Source organism: Micromonospora rubida, from assembly GCF_009908295.1.
Classification (GTDB): domain Bacteria; phylum Actinomycetota; class Actinomycetes; order Mycobacteriales; family Micromonosporaceae; genus Micromonospora; species Micromonospora rubida.
The window spans coordinates 245,100-269,301 of sequence record NZ_JAAALO010000006.1; the positions used below are offsets into that span (position 1 = coordinate 245,100).

At 76.5% G+C, this 24,202-nt stretch carries 20 protein-coding genes and 2 pseudogenes; 11 read left to right on the forward strand and 11 right to left on the reverse strand.

Annotated elements, in window-relative coordinates; genetic code table 11:
• Positions 1–76: 76 nt before the first annotated feature.
• From GVV04_RS22955 to GVV04_RS22990, 8 genes and pseudogenes are all read right to left on the reverse strand, one after another.
• Positions 77–1,336 (reverse strand): DNA polymerase IV, encoded by a 1,260-nt coding sequence (locus GVV04_RS22955; RefSeq protein ID WP_161690248.1) that lies wholly within the window; start codon positions 1,334–1,336, stop codon positions 77–79.
• A gap of 49 nt (positions 1,337–1,385) precedes the next feature.
• A complete protein-coding gene (locus GVV04_RS22960) occupies positions 1,386–2,630 on the reverse strand; it encodes an alkaline phosphatase family protein (protein WP_407938828.1) in 1,245 nt (414 codons plus the stop codon).
• Positions 2,627–3,394 (reverse strand): methyltransferase domain-containing protein, encoded by a 768-nt coding sequence (locus GVV04_RS22965; protein WP_161690251.1) that lies wholly within the window; start codon positions 3,392–3,394, stop codon positions 2,627–2,629. Before GVV04_RS22965 ends, GVV04_RS22960 begins: the two co-directional genes overlap by 4 nt.
• Positions 3,395–3,472: 78 nt before the next feature.
• On the reverse strand, positions 3,473–3,622 hold the full coding sequence (locus GVV04_RS22970) for a hypothetical protein (RefSeq protein ID WP_407938829.1): 150 nt from the start codon (positions 3,620–3,622) through the stop codon (positions 3,473–3,475).
• A gap of 121 nt (positions 3,623–3,743) precedes the next feature.
• Entirely contained in the window at positions 3,744–7,118 is a 3,375-nt protein-coding gene (locus GVV04_RS22975) for an error-prone DNA polymerase (RefSeq protein WP_161690257.1), read from the reverse strand.
• A gap of 90 nt (positions 7,119–7,208) precedes the next feature.
• The gene (locus tag GVV04_RS22980; RefSeq protein ID WP_161690259.1) at positions 7,209–9,011 is read right to left on the reverse strand and encodes a DNA polymerase Y family protein; all 1,803 of its coding nucleotides are present in this window, start codon (positions 9,009–9,011) and stop codon (positions 7,209–7,211) included.
• Between the two features lie 242 nt (positions 9,012–9,253).
• A pseudogene (locus GVV04_RS22985) lies at positions 9,254–9,991 on the reverse strand (hypothetical protein); the annotation flags it as partial.
• 87 nt (positions 9,992–10,078) lie between these two features.
• Positions 10,079–10,528: an SAV_6107 family HEPN domain-containing protein gene (locus GVV04_RS22990; RefSeq protein ID WP_161690261.1), complete on the reverse strand. Its 450-nt coding sequence runs from the start codon at positions 10,526–10,528 to the stop codon at positions 10,079–10,081.
• Positions 10,529–11,067: 539 nt separating this feature from the next.
• Between GVV04_RS22990 and GVV04_RS22995 the strand changes: the two genes are divergently transcribed.
• The 7 genes from GVV04_RS22995 to GVV04_RS23025 all read left to right on the forward strand — a co-directional run bounded on the left by GVV04_RS22995 (position 11,068) and on the right by GVV04_RS23025 (position 17,521).
• Positions 11,068–12,156, forward strand: a complete 1,089-nt coding sequence (locus GVV04_RS22995; protein ID WP_161690262.1) for an EamA family transporter — start codon at positions 11,068–11,070, stop codon at positions 12,154–12,156.
• 57 nt (positions 12,157–12,213) lie between these two features.
• The gene (locus GVV04_RS23000; protein WP_161690264.1) at positions 12,214–12,702 is read left to right on the forward strand and encodes a YbaK/EbsC family protein; all 489 of its coding nucleotides are present in this window, start codon (positions 12,214–12,216) and stop codon (positions 12,700–12,702) included.
• The gene (locus GVV04_RS23005; RefSeq protein WP_161690266.1) at positions 12,699–13,436 is read left to right on the forward strand and encodes a monooxygenase; all 738 of its coding nucleotides are present in this window, start codon (positions 12,699–12,701) and stop codon (positions 13,434–13,436) included. The genes GVV04_RS23000 and GVV04_RS23005 overlap by 4 nt, the downstream gene beginning before the upstream one ends.
• Entirely contained in the window at positions 13,433–14,023 is a 591-nt protein-coding gene (locus tag GVV04_RS23010) for a GNAT family N-acetyltransferase (RefSeq protein WP_161690268.1), read from the forward strand. The genes GVV04_RS23005 and GVV04_RS23010 overlap by 4 nt, the downstream gene beginning before the upstream one ends.
• 83 nt (positions 14,024–14,106) lie before the next feature.
• Positions 14,107–14,898 (forward strand): carotenoid biosynthesis protein, encoded by a 792-nt coding sequence (locus GVV04_RS23015; protein WP_161690589.1) that lies wholly within the window; start codon positions 14,107–14,109, stop codon positions 14,896–14,898.
• Positions 14,895–16,022, forward strand: a complete 1,128-nt coding sequence (locus GVV04_RS23020; RefSeq protein ID WP_161690271.1) for a glycosyltransferase — start codon at positions 14,895–14,897, stop codon at positions 16,020–16,022. Before GVV04_RS23015 ends, GVV04_RS23020 begins: the two co-directional genes overlap by 4 nt.
• Positions 16,023–16,033: 11 nt before the next feature.
• Entirely contained in the window at positions 16,034–17,521 is a 1,488-nt protein-coding gene (locus GVV04_RS23025) for a phytoene desaturase family protein (RefSeq protein WP_161690274.1), read from the forward strand.
• Between the two features lie 115 nt (positions 17,522–17,636).
• Here GVV04_RS23025 and GVV04_RS23030 read toward each other — a convergent pair whose 3' ends face one another.
• Both GVV04_RS23030 and metF read right to left on the reverse strand, forming a co-directional pair.
• The gene (locus tag GVV04_RS23030; protein ID WP_161690277.1) at positions 17,637–18,326 is read right to left on the reverse strand and encodes a CDP-alcohol phosphatidyltransferase family protein; all 690 of its coding nucleotides are present in this window, start codon (positions 18,324–18,326) and stop codon (positions 17,637–17,639) included.
• Between the two features lie 43 nt (positions 18,327–18,369).
• Complete coding sequence (gene metF, locus GVV04_RS23035; RefSeq protein ID WP_161690280.1) at positions 18,370–19,287, reverse strand: methylenetetrahydrofolate reductase [NAD(P)H]; 918 nt, start codon at positions 19,285–19,287, stop codon at positions 18,370–18,372.
• Positions 19,288–19,670: 383 nt separating this feature from the next.
• Here metF and GVV04_RS34480 point away from each other — a divergent pair.
• The 3 genes and pseudogenes from GVV04_RS34480 to GVV04_RS23045 all read left to right on the forward strand — a co-directional run.
• A pseudogene (locus GVV04_RS34480) lies at positions 19,671–19,847 on the forward strand (helix-turn-helix domain-containing protein); the annotation flags it as partial.
• A gap of 140 nt (positions 19,848–19,987) precedes the next feature.
• Positions 19,988–20,341 (forward strand): hypothetical protein, encoded by a 354-nt coding sequence (locus GVV04_RS34485; protein ID WP_328822542.1) that lies wholly within the window; start codon positions 19,988–19,990, stop codon positions 20,339–20,341.
• 94 nt (positions 20,342–20,435) lie between these two features.
• Positions 20,436–21,518, forward strand: a complete 1,083-nt coding sequence (locus tag GVV04_RS23045) for a polyprenyl synthetase family protein (RefSeq protein WP_161690283.1) — start codon at positions 20,436–20,438, stop codon at positions 21,516–21,518.
• 128 nt (positions 21,519–21,646) lie between these two features.
• Here the strand turns inward: GVV04_RS23045 and GVV04_RS23050 are convergent, their stop codons facing one another.
• Positions 21,647–22,039, reverse strand: coding sequence for an Rv2175c family DNA-binding protein (locus GVV04_RS23050; RefSeq protein ID WP_161690286.1), 393 nt, complete (start codon positions 22,037–22,039; stop codon positions 21,647–21,649).
• Positions 22,040–22,214: 175 nt separating this feature from the next.
• Here GVV04_RS23050 and pknB point away from each other — a divergent pair, with 175 nt between their 5' ends.
• A complete protein-coding gene (pknB, locus tag GVV04_RS23055) occupies positions 22,215–24,200 on the forward strand; it encodes a Stk1 family PASTA domain-containing Ser/Thr kinase (RefSeq protein WP_161690288.1) in 1,986 nt (661 codons plus the stop codon).
• Positions 24,201–24,202: the final 2 nt, after the last annotated feature.

Below are 24,202 nucleotides of genomic sequence, written 5' to 3' on the forward strand. Positions count from 1 at the left end.
CGACAGACCGTGGCAGCCGACCGGCTGCTTACCGCCAAGTCTACGAGGGGGGTCGCGCGTCGGAAAGCGGGACGACCTATGGGCGGGGTGGATTTTCATTTCGCCCTCGGTCGCGACGACCGAGCAGACTCGCCGGACCTATGACGGACCGCCCGAAACGGGCAGCTGCGGCGTCCGCGGCGGCCTCCGCCTCCCGCCAGCCGCGCTCGGGGGCGCCGAGGGTGAGCTGCTGCGGGGTCTGCTCCGCCGGCGCGAGGCCCTCCAGCCGCACCCCGACGAGGCGGATCCGCTCGCCAGGGTCGAGAACGGTGTAGAGCGCCCATGCCGTGTCGAAGATCTCCCGGGCGGTATCGGTGGGGACACCGAGGGTGCGGGAGCGGTTGACCGTGCGGAAGTCGGCCATCCGCACCTTGATCGACACCGTCCGGCCGACCTGACCGGCCCGGCGCAGCCGGACGCCCACCTTCTCGGCGAGGGCGAGCAGCGACCGGCGGATCTCCAGCGGGTCGCCGACGTCGACGTCGAAGGTCACCTCGGCGCCGATCGACTTCTCCACCTGCTCCGGGCTGACCCGGCGTGGGTCCCGCCCCCAGGCCAGCTCGTGCAGGTGGCTGGCGGCGGCCGCCCCGACCGCCTTGCGGAGCATGCCGAACGGCGCCTCGGCCAGGTCACCGACGGTGGCCAGCCCGAGCCGGCGCAGCGTCTCGGTGGACCGCTCCCCCACCCCCCAGAGCGCGGAGACCGGCAGCGGGTGCAGGAAGTCGAGCACCCGGTCGGCGGGCACCACCAGCAGCCCGTCGGGTTTGGCGCGGGTGGAGCCGAGCTTCGCCACGAACTTGCTCGGCGCCACCCCCACCGAGCAGGTCAGCCCCTGCTCCCGCTCGACCCGGGCGCGGATGCGCCGGGCTATCCCGGCCGGTGCGCCGAAGAGCCGGCGGGCGCCGGCCACGTCGAGGAACGCCTCGTCGAGCGAGAGCGGCTCGACCAGCGGGGTGACGTCCCGGAAGATCTGCATGACCGCCTGGGAGGCCGCCGTGTACTGCGCGAAGTCGGGCGGCAGGTAGACCGCGTGTGGGCAGAGCGCCCGGGCCCGCCCGGTGGGCATGGCGCTGCGTACGCCGTACCGTCGGGCCTCGTAGCTGGCGGAGCTGACCACGCCGCGCGGCCCGACCCCGCCGACCACGACGGGCCGGCCGCGCAACTCGGGGCGGCGGCGCACCTCGACCGAGGCGAAGAAGGCGTCCATGTCGACGTGCAGGATCGGGCAGCCGGAGTCGTCGCCATCGGGCCCGAAGCGCGGGTCGCCCCCGCGCGGCAACGACTGACTGCGGCCCATCCCCGCAGGCTAGCCCCCGGGTACGACGCCCCGGGGACCGCACGGCGGCTCAGCCGCGGACCACCAGCAGCGGGATGGTCATCTCGGCGGCCGTGTCCGCCCCGTGGTACGCCACCAGGCGCGACTCGATCGGCTGCTCCGACCGGGTGGCCACCACCGCGGACGTGCCCCGGCAGACCACCACCACGTCGCCGACCCGGCGCAGGTGCTCCTCCGGCACCGGGCCGAACCAGCCGGTGGCCACCGCCTCGCCCCGGTGCAGCACCCGGGCCGCGTCGCCGAGCACCGCCGACCAGGCCGCCACCACGTCGTCGGCCGCGCCGGGCTCGACGTGCAGGTAACGGACCCGGGGTTCGCCGGCCAGCACCCGCACCCCGGCCCGCAGCCCGGGGTCGGCGTCGAAGTCGACCCGGTCCGCCACCGGCACGTCGAGCTGGCCGTGGTCGGCGGTGACCAGCAGCGCGGCGTCCTTCGGGAGGCCGTCGACCAGCCGGGCGAGCAGCCCGTCCACCACGGTGGCGGCGACCCGCCACGGCGCGGAGTCCACCCCGCTGAGATGGCCGTGCCGGTCCAGGTCGGGGTGGTATCCGGAGACCAGGGTCGGCCCGGTACCGGCGGCCAGCGCGGTGAGCATCGCGGCGGCGAGCGCGTCGGCGTCAGCGGCGCCCCGGTAGTCGCCGCCCCGGTTGGCGGCCAGGGTGAGGCCGCTGCCGGCGTGCTCGGGGCGGCTCACCACGGTCACCGCGACCCCGGCGGCGCGGGCCCGTTCGAGCTGGGTGGCGACGGGCTGCCAGCGCAACGGCTCCGGGTCGCCGGCCCACTCGATGTGGCTGAGCACCCGGTCGGTGCCGGGCACCCGGACCTTGAAGCCGAGCACCCCGTGCGCGCCGGGGGCCACGCCGGTGCCCAGAGTCACCAGGCTGGTCGGGGTGGTGGACGGGAAACCGCAGGTGAGCGGGCGGCCGACGGTCGCTGCCAACCCGGCCAGGGTCGGGGCGTACGGGGCGGCGGTGGGGATCTGGTACCAGCCGAGCCCGTCGACCAGCAGCACGGCTACCCGCCGCACCCCGGCCAGCCGGGGGGCCAGCCCGAGCAGGTCCGCAGCCCCTGGCACGCCGAGCACCGCCAGCGCGCTGGGCAGCACGTCGGCCAGGCTGCCGCCGCCGTACCGGGGCGCGACCGGCTCCAGCGGCGCGACCGGGAAGTCCGGCCCCGGCGCCGGGCGGTCCGGCGCGACCGGGAACACCGGCCCGACCGACGGATCGCCGGGCGGGGGCGACACGGGCCCGGTCACGCCGGGCGGCGGGCGAACAGGTGCAGCTGGGCGGCGAGGTCCCGGTACGGCGGCCGGGAGGCCAGGGCCCGCTCCAGCTCGACCAGGGCGGCCGGCTGGCCGTCCGCGACGGCGGCGGGGAGCAGGTCGGCCAGGACGCGTACCCCGTGGATCTCCTCGACCGCGAGACCCCCGTCGGTGAGCAGCGCCGCGGCGCGGTCGGCGTCGTAGCGCCGGAGCAGGGTGTCCCGGGGGCCGGCGGCCCCGGCCGGGTCGGCGGCCACGGTGGCGGCCAGGTCGAGGTGGCCGTTCATCGCCCGGCCCAGCACCGCGGCGGCCTGCCCGGCGACCAGGACGCTGGCGGCACCGCCCGGGCGCAGCGCGGCCACCAACGCGGCCACCACCGGCGCGGGGTCGTCGACCACCTCCAGCACCGAGTGGCAGAGCACCAGGTCGACGCTCGCCGGCTCGACCAGCCCGGCGAGCGCGTCGCCGTCGCCCTGCACGGCGCATACCCGGTCGGCGACGCCGGCCTCGGCGGCCCGCCGGGTCAGCGCGGCCAGCGCGTCGGGGCTGGCGTCGACCACGGTGACCCGGTGCCCGGCCTGGGCCAGCGGCACGGCGAACCCGCCGGTGCCGCCGCCGACGTCGAGGACGGTGAGCAGGTCATCGGCGCGGCGGTCCAGCTCGGCCCGGAGCACGGACCAGATGACGGCGGTACGGGGGGTCAACGGCGGGCCGGTGAGCCGGCCACGGGTCTGCTCCACACGGTCGAGCCTAGTCACCTGGTCCAGCCGCCCGGCGCATCCGGTGGCCGGGGATCGGCGACCGGTGGAGCCGGGCGGGCTCCCGACCAGGGTGGGTCAGGACTCGCCGCCGCCGGCCGGGTCCTCCTCGGCACGGGACCGGCGGGCGTTGGCCACCGGGCCGTCGGTCACCGAGTACTCGCGAATCTCGGTGGTGTGCGCCGCGACCCAACCAGCATCGAGCCGGGTGCGTCGGACGTTCGCCACCGCACCGTTGTAAGTGTCGTTACCCGCCACTTGCTCTTACCCCCTCATGGAACCCGGGCGACTCTGCCCGCGCGCGATCAGCAAGTCTCCCTCGCGATCGCCCGCCACACTGTAACGTCGATCACCGGAAGTCGCGGGAGGCCGGGGCGACCGGCGGCTCGATCGGGTCGAGCCGGTCGGCGGTGAGACTGGTCACCCCCTCGTGCCGCTGCAACCGGCCGCGCACCACCAGGGCGGCGCTGGTCCGCGCCACCCGACGGTAGCGCTGCCACAGCCCCGGCGAGCAGGTGACGTTGAGCATCCCGGTCTCGTCCTCCAGGTTGAGGAAGGTGACCCCGCCGGCGGTGGCCGGCCGCTGCCGGTGGGTGACGATCCCGCCGACCCGGATCCGCCGACCCGGCTCCACCCGGCCGAGCCGGGCGATCGGCACCGCGCCGAGGGCGTCCAGGCGGTCCCGGATGAACCGGGCCGGGTGGCTCTCCGGCGACAGCCCGGTCGCCCACACGTCGGCGACGAGGCGGTCCACCGCCTCCATCCCCGGCAGGGTCGGGGCGCTCGTGCCGGTCACCGTGCCCGGCAGCCGGCCCGGCCGGTCCTGGGCCGCCGCCCCGGCGGCCCAGAGCGCCTGCCGCCGGGTCAGCCCGAAGCAGGCGAAGGCGTCCGCGGTGGCCAGCGCCTCCAGCTGCGCGGCGGTGAGACCCACCCGCCGGGCCAGGTCCGACATGTCCCGGTACGACCCGTGCGCCGCCCGCTCCGCCTCGATCCGCTCGGCCACCCCGTCGCCGAGGGTACGCACGCCGCCCAGCCCGAGCCGGACGGCCGGCCCGCCGAGCCCCCACTCGTGCGGGGGCTCCCCGGGGGCGCTGCCCCACCGGGTGGTCGGGGTGGATTCGAGCACCGCCTTCGCGCCGCTGGCGTTGACGTCCGGCCGGCGCACCTCCACCCCGTGCCGGCGGGCGTCGTCGACCAGGGTCTGCGGCGAGTAGAAGCCCATCGGCTGGGCGTTGAGCAGGGCGGCCAGGAACGGGCCCGGGTGGTAGCGCTTGAGCCAGGAGCTGGCGTACACCAGGTAGGCGAAGCTCATCGCGTGGCTCTCCGGGAAGCCGTAGCTGGCGAACGCGGTGAGCTTGCGGTAGACGTCGTCGGCCAGCTCCCCGGCGATGCCCCGCTCGGCCATCCCGGCGTAGAGCCGGTCGGCGATCTGCGCCATCCGCTCCACCGAGCGCTTGGCCCCCATCGCCCGGCGGAGCTGGTCGGCCCCGGCCGCGTCGAAGCCGGCCAGGTCGATGGCGAGCTGCATGAGCTGCTCCTGGAACAGCGGCACGCCGAGGGTCTTCTCCAGCGCGTTGCGCATCAGCGGATGGGCGAACGTCACCGGCTCCTGGCCGTTCTTGCGCCGGATGTACGGGTGCACCGAGCCGCCCTGGATCGGGCCGGGACGGATCAGCGCCACCTCCACCACCAGGTCGTAGAACTCGCGGGGCTTGAGCCGGGGCAGGGTGGCCATCTGGGCGCGGCTCTCCACCTGGAACACCCCGACCGAGTCGGCCCGGCAGAGCATGTCGTACACCTCGGGGTCGTCCAGCGTCATGTCGCCCAGGTCGAGGGTCTCGCCGATCATGTCGTAGCCGTAGTGCAGGGCGGAGAGCATGCCGAGGCCGAGCAGGTCGAACTTGACCAGGCCGACGGCCGCGCAGTCGTCCTTGTCCCACTGGAGCACGCTGCGGCCGGGCATCCGGCCCCACTCCACCGGGCAGACCTCGATCACCGGCCGGTCGCAGATGACCATCCCGCCGGAGTGGATGCCCAGGTGCCGGGGGAACGTCTGCAACTCGTCGGCGTACGCGACGACCTGCTCCGGGATGCCCTCCACGTCGACCGACGCGACGGAGCCCCAGCGGTCGATCTGTTTGCTCCAGGCGTCCTGCTGGCCGGGCGAGAAGCCGAACGCCTTCGCCACGTCCCGCACCGCCGACCGGGGCCGGTACGAGATGACGTTGGCGACCTGGGCGGTGTGCTCCCGGCCGTACCGGGCGTAGACGTGCTGGATCACCTCCTCCCGGCGGTCGGACTCGATGTCGACGTCGATGTCGGGTGGGCCGTCGCGCTCCGGGGCGAGGAAGCGCTCGAAGAGCAGCCGGTGCCGGACGGCGTCCACGTTGGTGATCCGCAGCGCGTAGCAGACCGCCGAGTTCGCCGCCGACCCCCGACCCTGGCAGTAGATGTCCTGCTGGCGGCAGAACGCGACGATGTCGTACACCACCAGGAAGTAGCCGGGGAAGCCCAGCTCCTCGATCATCCGCAGCTCGTGGTCGAGCTGCCGGTACGCGTCCGGGTGCGCCTCGCGGGGGCCGTACCGCTCCTGGGCCCCCCGCTCCGTCAGGTGGCGCAGCCAGGTCATCTCGGTGTGCCCCGGCGGCACCGGGTACGCCGGCAGCCGGGGCGCCACGAGCTGGAGGTCGAACGCCAGCTCCGCGCCGAACTCGGCGGCCCGGGCCACCGCACCCGGGTACGCGGCGAACCGGGCCGCCATCTCCTCCCCGCTGCGCAGGTGCGCGGTGGACGCGGCGGGCAGCCAGCCGTCGATCTCGTCCAGGCTGCGCCGGGCCCGCACCGCGGCCAGGGTGGTGGCCAGCCGGCGTCGGCCCGGCGTGGCGTAGTGCACGTTGTTCGTGGCCACCGTGGGCAGCCCCGCCGCAACGGCCAGCTCGGCGAGGGCGTCGTTGCGGTCGGCGTCGACCGGATGGCCGTGGTCGGTCAGCTCCACCGCCACCGTGGCCGCCCCGAACAGCGCGGTCAGCCGGTCCAGCTCCCGGGCCGCCGCGTCGACGCCCTCGGTGAGCAGGGCCGCCGGCACGTGCCCCTTGCGGCAGCCGGTGAGCACCAGCACGTGGTCGCGCAGCTCGGCGGCGACCTCCTCCAACTCGCCGTAGTCCGGGCGGCCCTTCTCCCCGCCGCGTAGCTGGGCGCGGGCGATGGTGCGGGCCAGCCGGGCGTACCCCTCGGGGCCGTGGGCCAGGGCGAGCAGGTGGGTGCCGCGCGGGTCGGCCTCGCCGTTCTGCGGGCCGGGCAGGCCCAGCGACAGCTCCGCGCCGATCACCGTGGGCAGCCCCAGCGTACGGGCCGACTCGGCGAAGCGGACCACGCCGTAGAAGCCGTCGTGGTCGGTGACGGCGAGCGCGGTGAGCCCGAGCCGGGCCGCCTCCTCGGCCAGTTCCTCGGGGTGGCTGGCCCCGTCCAGGAAGCTGAAGTTGCTGTGCGCGTGCAACTCGGCGTAGGGCACCGCGCCGCCGGGGCGGGACAGCTCCGGCGGCCGGTACGGCTCCCGGCGGCGGCCCCAGGCCGGCCCGTCGCCCCCGTCGGCGTCGACGGCGAGCGGGTCCACCACGTGCAGGTGCCGCCCGCCCGCCGTACCGCCCGCCGTACCGTCGCCGGATCGCCCGGAGAGCACCCGCTCCAGCTCCACCCACGGCATCCGCGGATTGTGGAAACTCACCACGCCCCCGGCTCGGCGGAGATCTTGGAAGATTCCGGCCCCTGGAGGGGCCCAAATCTTCCAAGATCCGCAGGCAGGGCGGCCCGCCGGTCAGTCATAGATGGCCTCCACCAGCCACTGGCCGGCCTCGATCGCGAGGAGGAGGGCGGCGCCATCGGCCAGGCAGACCTGGAACCGGGCCCGGCGGCGGGCCTCGGCCGGCGCCCACCAGCGCTCGTCCACCGGCCACGGGCCGGCCCAGCCGACGATGTCCACCGGACGGGCCGTGCCGACCACCAGTCGGGCGGGGGCGGCGCTCACCTGGAGCCGGGCGCTGACCCCGACCGGCTCGCCAACGGCGTCGTACACCGTCGCGGCCAGCGGCGCGGGGAGCACCACGGCCGGCGCGGGCGGCGGAAGGCGCCCCGGCCACGGGGGAACACCGGCCCCGGCGGCACCATCGGACCGTGCCGACCCGGCGGCACCATCGGACCACGCCGACCCGGCGGCACCATCGGACCACGCCGACCCGGCGGGCCTGGTCGCCCGGCCCGGCACCGACACTCCACGCTGCCTGGCGGTGCCACCGGACGGCGTCGGCCCCGCCGACCGCACCGCGCCACCGGACCCCGTCGGTTGCACCGGCGCCGGCAGGGCCTCCTGGCCCGGCCAGCTGGGCTCGCCCGGGCGGGCGGGCAGCCGCTCGTCACCCCAGGGCACCAGCCGCACCTGGTCGGCCGGGGACCGCCCGCCGCCGAGCACCGCGGTGACCACCGCCTCGGGGCCGAGGATGCCCTGCACCCGGCTCAGCGCCCGGTGCGCACGCTCCCGCTCCTCGCCCGCCTCCCCCCACAGCCCGGGTTGCAGGCCGGCCTGGGCGAGCACCCCGTCGGGCACCAGCCGCAACCGGATGATCCCGGCCGTCGGCCGGGCCGGGCGGGCGCCGGGCCGCCCGGTGCTGCCGGAGAGCCAACCGTCGAGCTGCCAGCGCACCCGGTCGGCGATGGCCGCGGCGGTGAGCAGGCCGTCGTGCCGCCAGACCCGGTGCAGCTCCTGACCGTGCGCGGTGACCGCCTCGATGCCGAGCCGGGTGCAGGCCAGGCCGTGCGCGGCCAGCCGGTCGTGCAATCGCTCAGCCAGCGCACGGGCGGCGAAGGCCGCCGCGTCCACCCGGTCGATCGGCTCGTCGTGGTCGGCGGTCACCGCCAGGTCGGCCGGGGGCTGACGGACGGCCAGCGGCCGGTGGTCCCGGCCCGCGGCGAGCCGGTGGGCCAGCACACCGTCGAACCCGAACCGGGCCAGCACGTCCCCCGCCGGCAGCGCGGCGAAGTCCCCGAGGGTACGGATGCCGAGCCGGCGCAGCAGGTCGGCCAGGGCCGGCCGGCCGAGTGCCTCCACCGGCAGGCCCGCCAGGAATCCGGGCGTGCCGCCGGCGGGCACCACCTGCCCGACGCGGGCGGCGAGGCCGGCGGCGAACACCCCGTCGGCGATCCCCACCTGGCTCTCCACCGCGCAGGCCTGCGCGACGTGCTCGATGATCCGCTCGGCGGCTGGCTCCTCGCCGCCGAGATAGCGGCTCGGACCCCGCGCAGCCAGCGCGCAGGCGCCCGGGCGGACCACCTCGACCCCGGCGGCGACCTCCTCGACCGCGGCGACCACCGGCTCGAACGCCCGGGCGTCCCGGCCGGGATCGTGGTCGACGACGGTCAACTGCGGGCAGCGCCCCTGCGCCTCCCGCTTGCGCAGCCCCCGGCGGACGCCCTCGGCGCGGGCCCGCTCGGAGCAGGCGACCACCCGGTTGGCGTGCAGCACGGCGACCGGCCCGACGGCCGGCACCCCGTCGACGATCTCGGCGGCGAGCACCGGCCAGTCCGGGCACCAGAGCAGCAGCGTGCGCGTCGGCACCCCGGTCACCCCGGCACCGACCGCGAACCCGGCGAGCCTGAGTCGGCCGGTGCCGAGGGACCGGCCACGGCAAGCCCGCCACGGTCGGGCGGGACGTCGGAGGCAGGCGCGCCACGACGGGGTGGGGCGTCACGACGGGGTGGGGCGTCACGACGGGGTGGGACGTCACGACGGGGTGGGACGTCGGAGGCAGACGCGCCACGACGGGGTGGGACGTCGGAGGCGGTCGGGAACGTCGGGAACACCGGGGGCGACGGGGGTACCGGGCGGAGCCGGCCGGCGGTCGACCGGCCGGTGACGGAGGCGGTCGGGATGGCGGCCGACCGGGGGATGACCCGGGTGAGCCCGTCGCCGGGGAGCCAGACCTTGATCTCCTTGGGCCGGGCTGCCGCGCCCCGCCCTCGGGCGGAGACGGTGACCTCGCGCCGGCGCAGCCGGCCCCGGCCCTGTCCCAGCCCCTCCCAGACGCCCCGGACCACCTGCAACGTGACGTCCGCGCCGTCCCAGCGGCCGTACGGGACGAGCACGCTGCCCCGCTGCCGGGCCCGGGCCGCCAGCCGGTTGGCGACCGAGGCGGAGACGGTGGCCGGCACGGCGGCCACCACCACGTCCACCCCGTCGATCAGCGCGGCGACGACGGTGGGCCACTCCGGCCCCGGCTGCGGCACCAGGGCGAGCCGGTCCAGGGCGATCCCGGCCTCGGCCGCCGCGCCCGCGCCGAAGGTCGGCACCCCCACCACGGCGCACCACGAGCCGGCTCGGGACGCCTCGGCGAGCAGCGCCAGCACCAGCGACGTGCCGCCGCTGCGCCGGGGCTGGCCGACGGCGACCGCGATCGTGCTGCCCCGGCGCAGCCCCCGGTTGGGCAACAGGCCGGTCAGCTCGGGGGGCACCGGGAGCACCCGCTGCCCGCCGGCCGGATCCGGCGCGCTGGCCGGGCGTACCAGGCCCGCGAGCGCGGCGGAGCCGACCACCATCAGGCCCGCCATCGGACCTACCCCCCGTCGTGCTCGTCGTGCCGGAATCGTGCGTGCTGGGCCGCCCCGCCGATGACCAGCGCCCGCCGGGCGGCTCGCTCAGGCGGCCAGGCCGTCGAGCGCCGGCTGGTGGGCCAGCCCGAGGGTGCTCTCCACCACCGTCACGAACTCCTCGGCCGCCCGGAGCAGGTCGTCGGCCTGCCGGGCGGTGACCACCCGGGGGATGCCGGCCTCGGCTGCGGCACGCTTGCTGGCGCCGGCGGCGAAGAACGCTGCCCACTCGTCGAGCTCGGGGGCGACGGCGGCGAGCAGGACCCAGACGCTGGTGATCCGGTTGCGCCGGACCGGGGCGGGACGGGCACGGGCGGCGAGCAGGGCCGCGGCGGCGCGCAGCGCGGCCAGGTGGGCCGCCGCGTAGCGCAGCCCGTCGGGGCCGGTCCGGGCGGCCTCGGTCAGCCCGTGGCGGGCCACCGCGAGAAGCTGGGCCGGGGTGCGGTGCGGCAGCACGTGTGCCGGCACCGTCGGTGGCTGGGCCGGGTTGGTCGGCATGGGCTGTCTCCTCCACGTGGCCGGGCGGGGCGCGGACGACCGGGGCCGCCGGCGCGCGGGCCGTCGAGTGGTGCGGAGGAAGACGCACCGGCGGGAGCCGGCCGGGTGTGGACGCTTCCCCACACCACACCCGGCCGGCGTACCGGCGGGTTCGTCGCCCGCCGCCCGGGGGTCGTGGGCGGCGGGCGACGCTCCTGCCTGTCGGGCCCGGACTCGCGACTGCCCAGGGCCCAAGGTGCGGCCCGCGAAGCCGCACCGCCCGGGGCCGGCGCCGCGAAACACCGCCCGGGCCGTTGGAACGGGTGTTCGAGGCAATCGAACACTCGTTCTAACTGCTGCTGACAGTACACCCCGCGCCCGACGAAAACGCAACGTGTGGCGGACGGCGCGGCGGGGCGACGACGGCCGGTCGGCCCCGCACGTCGGACCGGCTCCCCACACCCGACAGGACCCGACCGCCCGGCGCCCGGGCGGGGCCCGGACGGGTAACGAGCGCATGCCCCTGGGCCCCCTGACGACCACGGCGCTAGCCTCTGCTCGTGACGACCCCCCGCCCCGCCCTCGGCGTCGCCATGGTGCTCGGCTCGGGCGCCCTGTTCGCCGTCAACGGCACGGTCTCCAAGCTGGTGCTCCGGGCCGGCCTGAACGCCCAGCAGCTCACCCTGCTGCGTGCGCTCGGCGCCGTCGCGGGCCTGCTCCTGCTGAGCCTGCTGCTGCGCCCGGGCGCGCGCCGGCTCCGGGTCACCCCCCGGCAGATCCCGCTGCTGGTCGCGTACGGCCTGACCGGCTTCTTCCTGGTGCCGATGCTCTACTTCGTCGCCATCTCCCGGCTGCCGGTCGGCCTCGGCCTGCTGTTCGAGTACTCCGCCCCGCTGCTGGTCGCCCTCTGGGCCCGGTTCGGCCAGCGGCACCGGGTCCGCCCCCGCCTCTGGGCGGGCCTGGCGCTGAGCCTGGCCGGGCTGGGCTGCGTGGCCGAGGTGTGGGGCGAGTTGAAGCTGGACGGGCTCGGCATGCTCGCCGGCCTCGGCGCGGCGGTCTTCCTGGCCGTCTACTACGTGCTCGGCGCACGCGGCGTGCAGGGGCGGGACGCCCTGTCGCTGTGCACCTGGGCGTTCGGCGCGTCCGCCGTGGCCGGGCTGCTCACCCGGGTCGCCGCCGGCACCGGCGGCTGGGAGCCGCTGACCGGCAGCGCGGCGGGCGTCCCGGTCGCCCTGCTCTGCGGGTACGTGGTGGTGCTCGGCTCGATCGTGCCGTACCTGCTGGTGGCGGGCGCGATGCGGCACCTGCCGGCGACCAGTGTCGGGATCGTCGGCATGGTGGAGCCGGTGCTCGCCGCGGCGGTCGCCTGGATGGTCATCGGCGACGGCGAGACGCTCAACGCCGCCCAACTCGGCGGCGGGGCGCTGGTGCTGCTCGGGGTGGCGCTGGCCGAGACGGCCCGGGTGTCCACGCCCCGGGCGACCGCGCCGCCCGCGCCCGACACCGTCCCGCTCGGCACGGCCCCGCCCACCCGGCCGGTCGGGGGGCCGACCAGGTCGAGGGTGGCGGGGAAGCGGGGGCGGCAGTGCCGCCAAGACGCCGCACTTCGTGCTTCTGGACAGCGGACTGGCGGGAACGAGCGGGCCTGACGAGGCTCGGGCCGCCCCTGGGAGCCGGGCGGGAGCGGGCCGGGAAGAATGGGCGGCATGCAGCCACACCCGAACGTGCGGGCCGTGCAGGAGGCCCTCGATGCCGCGGGCGCGCGGGACGGCTCCGGCCGACCCAGCGCGGTTCGCCTGCTGCCCGAGGCGGTGCACACCGCCGCCGCGGCGGCCGAGGCGCTCGGCGTGGGCGTCGGCGCCATCGCCAACTCGCTGGTCTTCGCCGCCGACGACGCGCCGCTGCTGGTGCTCACCTCCGGCGCGCACCGGGTGGACACGGCCGGCCTGGCCGCGTCCCTCGGGGTCACCCACCTGCGCCGGGCCACCCCCGAGTTCGTCCGGCAGCACACCGGCCAGGTGATCGGCGGGGTCGCCCCGCTCGGCCACCCCGCGCCGCTGCGCACCCTGGTCGACACCGCCCTGGAGGGGTACGACGAGGTCTGGGCGGCCGGCGGGGTGCCCCGGGCGGTCTTCCCCACCACGTACGCGGAGCTGCTCCGGATCACCGCCGGCACCCCGGCCGAGGTGGCGTGAGCGGCGTACCCGAGCTGGTCACCCTGCACGTCTGGCGGATCGGTCGGGCCGCCCTGCCCGGTGCGCTGGCCCGGATGGCGACGCACCCGACGCGGCTGCGCCGCACCCCCGGGGTCCGGTTCGGCAAGCTGCTCGGCACCGGGACCGGCACCGGCTTCGGCCCCGGCGACGCCGACCTGACCCGCTGGGCCGCGCTGGCCGTCTGGGACTCTCCGGCCGCTGCGGCCGGCTTCACCGACTCGCCGGTGGGCCGCTCCTGGGCCCGCATCGCCCACTCCCAGGTACGGGTCGACCTGCGCCCGCTGACCAGCCGGGGCGAGTGGTCCGGGCGGCGGCCGTTCGGCGAGCCGTCCGGCGGCCGGGTCGCCGGCCCGGTGCTGGCGCTGACCCGGGCCCGGCTGCGGGCCCGCCGGGCGGCCACCTTCTGGCGGGCGGTGCCGCCGGTGGCCGCCGCCCTGCACGCCGCGCCCGGCCTGCTGGCCCGGTTCGGCGTCGGCGAGGCCCCGCTGGGTTGGCAGGGCACGGTCAGCGTGTGGCGCGACACGGCGGACCTCGTCGCGTTCGCGTACCGTCACCCCGAGCACCGCGCCGCGATCACGCGCACCCCCACCGCGGGGTGGTACGCGGAGGAACTCTTCGCGCGGTTCGAGGTGCGCGACGTGGTCGGCGACCGGTCGGTGCTGGGTTGGGTCGCCGACGGCGATCCGAAGACGGCGAAGGATGGGCGGGCATGAGGTTGGTGCGCTGGACGCCGGACGACCTGGTCCGGCGGCTGGACGACGTGGTGACCGTCTACGGCGAGGCGATGAACTACCGGACGGACCTGTTGGCGGCCCGGCGTGGCTACATCGCCGCCCACGTGCGCCGCCCCGGTTTCCGCGCCGTCGCCAGCCTCACCTCCGAGGGCCACCTGGCCGGCTTCGGGTACGGGTACCTCGGCGCGGCGGGCCAGTGGTGGCACGACCAGGTGCACCGGGCGCTGGACGGCGACGCCCGGCGGCGCTGGCTGGCCGACTGCTTCGAGGTGGTCGAGCTGCACGTCCGGCCGCCCGCGCAGGGGCACGGCCTGGGCGCCCGCCAGCTCACCGCCCTGCTCACCATGGCACCGGGCAGCACCACCCTGCTGTCCACCCCGGAGGCCGACGAGCAGCGCTCCCGCGCCTGGCGGCTGTACCGCCGGTTCGGCTTCGTCGACGTGCTGCGCCACTTCCACTTCCCCGGCGACGAGCGCCCGTTCGGCATCCTCGGCCGGGACCTCCCGCTCACCCCGCAGGCCCCCGTGGACCGGGCGGCCGCCGCCCCGGGCCCGGGCGTGCCGTGACCCGACCCCGACCACCCCGACCCCGGCTGCCCTGGGCCGGGCTGGACCGCCGGCTACCCCGAGCTGGGCTGGACCGGGCCGGGCTGGACCGCCGGCTGCCCTGGGCCGGGCTGGGCGTGCTGGTCCTGGCCCAGATCTGCTACCCGCTCACCACCGGTGCCACCCGGGCCGGGCTGACCGTGGCCACCGTCGTGCTCGGGTACCTGATCTCGGTCGGTCACGCGCTGCTCACCCGGGGGGTCCGCGCGGCGGCGGCGCTGGTCGCCGTGGCCACCGGCGGCGGCTTCGCGATCGAGGCCCTGGGGGTGGCCACCGGCTTCCCGTTCGGCAGCTACGACTACTCCGGCGAGTTGGGCCCGAAGCTGGCCGGGGTGCCGCTGATCATCCCGCTCGCCTGGACGTGGATGGCCTGGCCGGCCTGGCTGACCGCGGCCCGGCTCACCCCGCCCGGGGTCGGCCGGGTGGCCCTCGCCGCCGTCGGGCTGGCCGCCTGGGACCTCTTCCTCGACCCGCAGATGGTCGCCGAGGGCTACTGGGTGTGGCGGGACGCCACCACGGTGCTGCCCGGCCTGCCCGGCGTGCCGGTCAGCAACTACCTCGGCTGGCTGCTGTTCGCGGTGTTGCTGATGGCGGCGCTGCGCCCGCTGGCCGGGCCGGTGGTCGGCCATCCGGACCCCCGGGACGCCCCGATGTTCGCGCTCTACCTGTGGACGTACCTGTCCAGCATCCTGGCCCACGCGGTCTTCCTCGGCCTGCCCGCCTCGGCGGGGTGGGGCGCGGCCGGGATGGCGGTGGCCGCCGTGCCGCTGGCCCTGGCGCTGGGCCGGGACCGCCGAAGGCGCCAGCCGCCCCGGCCGGTCGACGCCACCGCATGACCGGCGTCCTGCTGCTGGTAGCGGGCGTCGCCGGGCTCACCCTGCACACCTGGGTCAACGCCACCCGGTGGCTGCGCCGCCCCGCCGACGGGCCGGTCGAGGTCGCCGAGACCGTCGCGGTGCTGCTGCCGCTGCGCGACGAGGCCGCCCGGGTCACCCCGTGCCTGCGGGCGCTGCTCGCCCAGCGGGGCGTGCCCGACCTGCGGATCATGGTGCTCGACGACGGCTCGGCCGACGGCACCGCCGACGTGGTCCGCGCGGTGGCCGGCGCCGATCCCCGGGTCACCCTGCTCACCGGGGTCGCCCCGCCGCCGGGCTGGCTGGGCAAGCCGCACGCCTGCCACCAGCTCGCCACCCGGGCCGGCCCGGCCGCCACCGTGCTGGCGTTCGTCGACGCCGACGTGGTGCTCACCCCGTACGCGGTGGCGGCGGCGGTGGCCGAGCTGCGCGCCGCGCGGGTGACGCTGCTGTCGCCGTACCCCCGGATCGTGGTGGCGACGGCGGCCGACCGGCTGGTGCAGCCGCTGTTGCAGTGGCTGTGGCTGACCTTCCTGCCGCTGCGGGCGATGGAGCGCTCGCCGCGGCCGTCGCTGGCCGCAGCCGGCGGGCAGTTCCTGGTGGCGGACCGGGCCGGGTACGACGCGGCCGGCGGGCACGCCGCCGTGCGCGCGCGGGTCCTGGAGGACATCGAGCTGGCCCGGGCGGTCAAGCGGTCCGGCGGCCGGATCGCCCTCGCCGACGGCTCCCGGCTGGCCGCCTGCCGGATGTACGACGACTGGCCGCAGCTGCGCGACGGCTACACCAAGTCGCTGTGGGCCACGTTCGGCCACCCGGGTGCGGCTGCGGCCGTGCTGGCCCTGCTGCTCCTGCTGTACGCCGCTCCCCCGCTGATCGCGCTGGTCGCCCTCGCGGCCGGCGCGCCGGCGGTCGCGGCGCTGGCGTCGCTCGGCTACCTGCTCGGGGCCGCCGGGCGGGCGGTCAGCGCCCGGGCGACCGGCGGCCGGTGGTGGCCCGACGCGCTCGGCCACCCCGTGTCGGTCGTGGTCCTCGGTTGGCTGACCCTGCGGTCGTACCATCTGCGGAAGCGGCACCGCCTGTCCTGGCGCGGCCGCCCGGTCAGCTAGGAGGGCACGTCATGGCGCGGATCGTGGTCGTCGGCGCCGGGGTGGGCGGGTTGGCCACCGCCGCCCGGTTGGCCGCCACCGGGCACGAGGTGACCGTCTTCGAGCGGGCCGACACCGTCGGCGGCAAGCTCGGCCGGTACGTCCACGACACCCCCGGCGGGTCGTTCCACTTCGACACCGGGCCGAGTCTGCTCACCCTGCCGGAGGTCTTCCACGACCTGTTCGAGGCGACCGGGGCGAAGCTCGACGAGTACCTCGACCTGGTCCCGGTGGACCCGATCGTCCGGCACGTCTTCCCCGACGGGGCCACGCTCGACTCGTGCGCCGACCCGGCGGAGTTCGCTGCCCGCGTCGGGACGGCGTTCGGCGACCGGGCCGCCGCCGACTGGCAGCGGCTGTGGCGACGCGCCGCCCGGGTCTGGGACGCCTCGCACTCCGACGTCCTGAGCCGGGCCGTCGACTCCCCGCTGGACCTCGCCGGGCTGGCCTGGCGGGTGGGCGACCTCGCCGCGATCGGTCCCGGCCGCACCCTGCGCGGGCTGGGCCGCCGGCACCTGTCCGACCCCCGGCTGCGGATGCTGCTGGACCGGTACGCCACCTACACCGGGGCCGACCCCCGCCGGGCCCCGGCCGCGCTGGTCGCCGTGCCGTACGCCGAACTGACGTTCGGCGGCTGGTACCTGCGCGGCGGCCTGGGCACCCTCGCCGACGCGCTGCTGACCCGGTGCCTGGACCTCGGCGTGGTCGTGCGGACCGGCACCGCGGTCACCCGGATCGACGCCGCGGGCGGCCGGGTGCACGGGGTACGCCTGGCCGGCGTCGCCGCGCCCGTCCCCGCCGACGTGGTGGTGGCCAACGTGGACGCGCTGACCGTCTACCGGGACCTGCTGCCCAGCCCGCGCCGGCTGGCCGGGCTCACCGACCGCAGCCTCGCCGGCTTCGTGCTGCTGCTCGGGGTGGCCGGCGACACCGGGCTGGCCCACCACAACGTGTTCTTCCCACGCGACTACGACGCCGAGTTCGACGCGGTCTTCGGCCACCCGGGGCGCGGGATCCGGGCCCGTCCCGCGCCCGACCCGACGGTCTTCGTCACCGTCGCCGACGACCCGGCCGTCCGCCCCGAGGGCCACGAGGCGTGGTTCGTGCTGGTCAACGCCGCCCGACACGGCACCGCCACCGGGGCGGTGGACTGGCGCCGGCCGGGGCTCGCCGACGCGTACGCCGACCGGGTCCTCGACGTGCTCGCCGAGCGGGGCGTGGACGTGCGGGACCGGCTGGCGTTCCGGGAGGTCCGCACCCCGGCCGACCTGGACGCCACCACCGGCGCGCCCGGCGGGTCGATCTACGGCACGGCCGGCGGCCTGCTCCGCCCGGCCAACCGGGGCCCGGCGGCCGGCCTCTGGCTGGTCGGCGGCTCCAGCCACCCGGGCGGCGGCCTGCCGATGGTCGCCCTCTCCGCGCAGATCGTCGCCGACGAGATCGGCCCCGCCTGGGCCTAACCCCCCACCCTCCCCACGCCCCAAGATCATCGCAAATTCACGGAAAGGGTGGCCTCGACGAGCCTGGAGGCCACCCTTTCCGTGAAACTGCGCGCCGTCGGGGGGTGGGGTGGGGTCAGGGGGCGTTGACGAGGGCGCGGCGGACCGTGGAGAGGAGTTGGCCCAGGCCGAAGCCGGCTAGCAGCACCCAGACCGCAGTGGCCATGGTGATGGTGCCGGCGGTCAGGTCCGGGTCGATCAGTCCGGCCAGCCCGGCCAGCAGCAGCCCGACCAGGGCCACGCAGACCCGGGTGGGACGCTCCCCCACGGTGACCGCGCCGATCTCCCGCATCCCCGCCGAGACCGCCCGGGCCCGGACGTACTCGTGCAGCCAGGACAGCCCGCCTGCGGCTACGACCAGCGCGCCCGGCGCGCCCAACAGCCAGAACGCGGCCAGCCAGGCGACCTCGCCGAGCCGGTCGGCCACGGAGTCGTAGACGTACCCGAGCCGGGTGGTGCGGTTGGTGGCGACCGCCACCGCACCGTCCACGCTGTCGGCCACCGAGGCGGCCAGCACGAACAGCGCCCCGATGACCGGCCCGTTCACCGGCCGGACGGCGAACAGCGGCACACAGAGGCAGAGCAGCACGCCCGCCACGGTGACCGCGGTCGGAGTGACCCGCAGCCGGCCCAGCACGTACCCGACGTGGTAGGCGAACCGCAGCCAGGCGCGTACCACCGGGGCCGCCGCCCGGGGGTCGAAGCCCCCGTGCAGCCGCGCCCACGCCGTCGCGTACTCGTCCCAGTTCAGCTGACTGCCCACCACGGAACAACCGTCGCATCGGCGCCCAGGTGTCGCCCCACGGGGGTCACACCCTGGTGCCGACCTGCAACTGCTGCCAGACCTCCCGGGTCGCGGTGGACCGGTTGAGGGTGATGAAGTGGATCCCGGGGACGCCCTCGTCCAGCAGCCGCCGGCACATCTCGGCCGCCTGCTCGATGCCGAGCCGGCGGACCGCCTCCGGGTCGTCGGCGACCTCGGCGAACCGCGCGGCCAGGGCCGGCGGGAACGGCGCCCCGGAAAGCTGCGCCGAACGCTCGATGGTGCTCAGCTGGGTGACCGGCATCACCCCGGCCAGGATGGGGGTGTCGCACCCGGCCGCCGCCACCCGGTCGCGCAGCCGCAGGTATTCGTCGGCGTCGAAGAACATCTGGGTGATCGCGAACTCCGCGCCGGCCCGGCACTTGCGGACGAAGTGCGCGGTGTCGCCGGCCACGTCGGCCGAGCGCGGGTGCTTGTACGGGAAGGCAGCCACCCCGACGCTGAAGTCGCCGGCGTCGCGGACCAGCCGGACCAGGTCCTCGGCGTAGAGCACGCCCTCGGGGTGGCGGACCCACTCCCCGCCCGGGTCGCCCGGCGGGTCACCCCGCACGGCCAGCATGTTGCGCACCCCGACGCCGGCCAGCCGGCCGATGACGTTGCGCAGCTCGGCGACGGAGTGGTTGACCGCGGTCAGGTGCGCCATCGGCAGCAGGGTGGTCTCGGTGGCGATCCGCTCCGTCACCGCGACCGTGGTGTCCCGCGTCGACCCGCCGGCCCCGTAGGTGATCGACACGAACGACGGGCGCAGCGACTCCAGCTCGCGGATCGCCTGCCAGAGCAGCCGCTCGCCGTGCGCGGTCTTGGGCGGGAAGAACTCGAACGAGAAGGTCGGCTGACGGTCGCGGATCAGCTCCCCGATCGCCGGCTGCGGATTGGGGAGGACCGAGGGAAGACCGAGCGCCACGGATCGACTCTAGCCGCAGGCGCGTGCCGGAGACAGAGTCCTTCCCACAGAGCGCGACGGACACGCCCCGGCGGACACACCCCCCGGCGGCCAGGGCCGTCATGCCCTGGCCGTCAGGGGGTCGAGGCGCTGCTGGAGGCGGCACCGCGGGTACTCCTCGACGGGCGTCCGCAGGCGTCGATGTGATCGATCCGCGCCGCGTCCCCGACGACCGGCCGGGCAGACCGTCGTACCCCCGGGGTAGACAGTTGGGCAGCGCGGGTGGGGCCGGCGGGAGCCGGCTTCGGGGGGCCCGCGCGGGGGTCAGCACCGACTGCGGCACACCGGTCCCGCCCATCCGGGAGGGACCGGCGTCGCCACCGCGCCGACCCCCTGGAGGACCGATGACGCCGCCCACGCCACCCGGCCCCGAGTTGCTCGGGCCGCTGCTCGCCCGGCTCCGCCTGGCCCGGGGCCGCAGCCAGCAGCTCCTCGCCGCCGAGCTGTGCGCCGCCTCGGGCGTGCCCACGCTGAGCCGGCACGAGGTGTCCCGCTGGGAGCGGCAGCTCCGCGTGCCGGGGGGCTTCTGGCTGGGGTGGCTCGCCGTGGTCCTCGCCGTGCCGGTCGAGCTGCTGGCCGAGGCCGCCGCGCACAGCCGGCGGCCGGGCCCGCCGCCCGGGGCGGTCGATCCGGCGGGCTCCCGGTCCCGCGCGGCGCGCTGGTGCGGGCCCGGACCGGGTACGCCGGGTCCCGACGGCACGCCAGCCCCGGCCTGCGGGCGCTGCTGCTGCACCGGGTGGCCCTGGCCGCGGCCCTCGGCGGCCGGCCGGAGGCGGCCCGGCAGGCGCTCGCCGCGGCCGGGCGGTTCACCGGGGCCGTCGAGCCGGACCGGGAGCCGCCCTGGCTGTGCTGGCTCGATGGGCCGGAGCTGGCGACGATGACCGGGCGGACGCTGGCCGCGCTGGGCCGGCCCCGGCGGGCCGACCACCGGGCGGGCCGACCACCGGGCGGGCCGACCACCGGGCGGGCCGACCACCGGGCGGGCCGACGGTCACCGCCCGTGACCAGAAACTGAACCCGTCGCGACGAGATCGACGGCCGGGGCGGTCCACAGCACGCCACGGGCCACGGATGCGGCACGGTCCCAGGCGACCCGCTAGCGTCGGGGCGTGACCCACGCTGCTCCCGTGTCCCCCGTCGACCGCGCCGGCCTGCGTCAGCGGGTCGACAAGGCCCTGACCGAGTTCCTGGCCGGCCAGCGCACCTGGATGACAGGCGTCGACGACGCCCTCGTGCCGGTGGCCGAGGCGATCGAGGCGTTCGTGCTGGGCGGCGGCAAGCGACTGCGACCGGCCTTCGCGTACTGGGGATTCCGGGGTGCCGGCGGGGGTGACTCGGACCAGGTGGTGACCGCGCTGGCCGCGCTGGAGTTCGTGCAGGCCAGCGCGCTGATCCACGACGATCTGATGGACCGCTCGGACACCCGGCGCGGCGAGCCGGCGGTGCACCGGCGGTTCGCCGCCCGGCACCGGAACGCCGGTTGGGGCGGCGACGCCGACGGGTTCGGCGACGCGGCGGCGATCCTGCTCGGCGACCTGTGTCTGGTCTGGTCCGACGAGCTGCTGCACTCCGCCGGGCTGGACCCGCGGATCGTGGCCCAGGCCCGCCCGGTCTTCGACGAGATGCGCACCGAGGTCACCGTCGGGCAGTACCTCGACGTGCTCACCCAGGCCACCGGCGACACCTCGGTGGAGCGCGCGGGCAAGGTCGCCCGGTACAAGTCGGCGAAGTACACGGTCGAGCGTCCGCTGCTGCTGGGCGCCGCGCTGGCCGGCGCGGCGGCGGACGTCCGGGCGGCCTACTCGGCGTACGGGCTGCCGCTGGGCGAGGCGTTCCAGTTGCGCGACGACGTGCTGGGGGTGTTCGGCGACCCGTCGCAGACCGGGAAGCCGGCCGGCGACGATCTGCGCGAGGGCAAGCGGACGTACCTGGTCGCGGTGACCGTGGAGGCCACCGACGCGGCCGGCCGGGAGCTGCTGCTCGGCCGGCTCGGCGACCCGGGCCTGGACGAGGACGGGGTGGTCCGGCTGCGTGAGCTGATCACCTCGACCGGGGCGCTGGCCCGCACCGAGGAGCGGATCGCCACGCTGACCGACACGGCGCTGGCCGCGCTGGCCGCCGTCGACCTGGAGACGGAGGCCCGCCAGGCCCTGGTCGACCTCGCCATCGCCGCCACCCGCCGCGCCGACTGACACCCGCCTTACCCGCCACCCCGCCTGCCCGTCCAGCCTGCCCACGCCAGCCTGGCCGGCCGGCCGGCCTACCAGGTGCGGCCCGGCCGGTGTGACGGGAACAGGGGTCGGGCGGGCGGGTCAGGGGGTCAGAAGCCGAGGGCCTGGGCGCGGCGCTTGACCTCGCGGGCGTGGTCGCCGCCGAGCGTGGCGGCCGGGGTGCCGCCGGACAGGGTGTCGTCGGGCTCGTAGAGCCAACGCAGCGTGGCCTCGTCGTCGTAGCCGGCGTCGGTCATCAGGGTGAGCACCCCGGGCAGGTGCTTGAGCACTGTCTGGTTGGCCACCAGGTCGATGGGAATCCGGCGAATGCCGTCGCGGCGCACCGCGAGCAACTCCCGGTCCCGGATCATCTGGTGGATCTTGCTGATCGACAGGTCGAGGCGCTCGGCGACGTCCGGCAGGTTCAGCCAGCGGGCCGGATCGGTCGGGCCGGCGGGGCCGGCGCCGGAGGCAGCCTGGTCGGAGGGTACGGAGTCGGTCACCCGATCACCCTGCCACGCCGCCGGCAGCAGCGGCGAGGGCACCCCCTCGACCGGTCCGGACGGGTGCCGGGAGGACTCCGGAGGGCGACGTGAGCACGGCGGGCCGGATCCTGTCGCCAGCCGGCTGTAGCATCCTGTTCAACCTCCACCCTCTGGACACATAGACTGCCTGCCGATGGACACACAGGTCGCCGACACGTTGCTGGGCTCGCTGATCGACGGGCGCTACCGCATTCGCGGTCGCGTGGCCCGTGGCGGCATGGCGACCGTGTACACCGCCACCGACGAGCGCCTGGAGCGCACCGTCGCAGTCAAGATCATTCATCCGACCCAGGCCGCCGAGACACGGGCCCGGATGGCCGGGTTCCTGGAGCGGTTCACCGACGAGGCGAAGACCATCGCCCGGCTGACCCACCCGAACGTGGTGGCGGTCTACGACCAGGGCACCCACGCCGGCCTGCCGTACCTGGTGATGGAGTACGTGCGCGGCCGGACGCTGCGCGACGTGCTCGCCGAGCGGCGCCGGCTGCACCCGGACGAGGCGCTGGCGATCATGGAGCAGATGCTCGCCGCGATCGCCGCCGCGCACCGGGCGGGCCTGGTGCACCGCGACGTCAAGCCGGAGAACGTGCTGGTCGCCGAGGCACCCACCGGCGGGGTCGCCAACCTGGTCGACAGCGTGGTCAAGGTCGCCGACTTCGGGCTGGCCCGCGCGGTGGAGGCCAGCGCCGAGGACGAGCCGGGCAACCAGCTCATGGCCACGGTGGCGTACGTCGCGCCGGAACTGGTCACCGACGGGCGCTCCGACACCCGCACCGACGTCTACTCGGCCGGCATCGTGCTGTTCGAGATGCTCACCGGCCGGGTCCCGTACGACGGCGACCGGCCGGTGGACGTCGCCTGGCAGCACGTCGACAACGACGTGCCGGCCCCCTCGACGCTGGTGCCGGGGCTGCCGAAGACGCTCGACGACCTCGTCGCCCGGGCCACCCGACGCGACCCGGAGGCACGGCCGGCCGACGCCGGCGTCCTGCTGGCCGAGGTCCAGGTCGTCCGCGACGAGCTGGGCGACCAGAACGCGCACACCGCCGTGCTGCGTGTGGTGACCGACGACGCAACCCCGCTGACTCAGCCCACCATGGTGGTCGCGGCGGTCCGGCCCGCCGAGCGCCCCGCCTGGGCCCGGCTGCCCGAGCACAAGGAGCAGCGCCCGCACCGGCGGCGGGCCGAGCCGGAGAGCCCCGGTCCGAGCGGCCGGATCGCCGCCCTGCGGGCCCGGGTGCTGGGCGACCAGCGGGGGCGGGTGGGCCTGCTGGCGGCGGCCGTGGTGCTCGTCCTGATCGCCGCGCTCACCGGCTGGTGGTTCGGCGTGGGCCGGTACACGGTCGCCCCGGAGCTGGTCAGCCTCAGCAAGGCCGAGGCGCAGGCGCAGGCGACCCGGGGCGGCTTCACCCTCGAGTACGCCGAGCCCCGCTACGACGAGAAGGTCCCGCGCGACGGCGTGGTGGCGCAGAGCCCCGCCTCGGCCGCCCGGATCCTCAAGGGCGGCGCCATCACCCTCACCCTCTCGCTGGGGCCGGACCGGTTCCCCGTGCCGGACGTGGTCGGCAAGGAGTTCGAGCTGGCCGAAGCCGACCTGGTCAACGCCAAGCTGGTCGTCGCCAAGGGCACCCCCCGGTACGACGACAACCTGCCCGAGGGCGTGGTGTTGGACACCAACCCGAAGGTCGGTGCCGAGGTGAAGCCGGGCGCGAAGGTCACCGTCATCCTGAGCAAGGGCAAGGCCCCGATCTCGGTGCCGAACCTCGTCGGCAAGAACGTCAACGAGGCCCGCACCGCCCTGGCCCAGCTCGGCCTGGTGCCGGTGGAGACGTACAAGGACTCGGACAAGCCGAAGGACGAGATCCTCGGGCAGAGCCCGGCGGACGGCGCGGGCGTGGAGAAGGGGGCCCAGGTCAAGCTCGACGTCAGCAAGGGCCCCGCCCCGGTGGTCGTGCCCCGGGTGCTCGACCTGCCCTGCCAGCAGGCCAAGCAGCAGTTGGAGGGCCAGGGCTTCCCGGTGAACGTGCAGTTCAACCCGAACGGCATCGTCCGGTTCCAGAACCCGGGCGAGAACGCCCAGGTGGCGCCGGGCACCCAGATCACGATCGGGTGTCTGTAGAG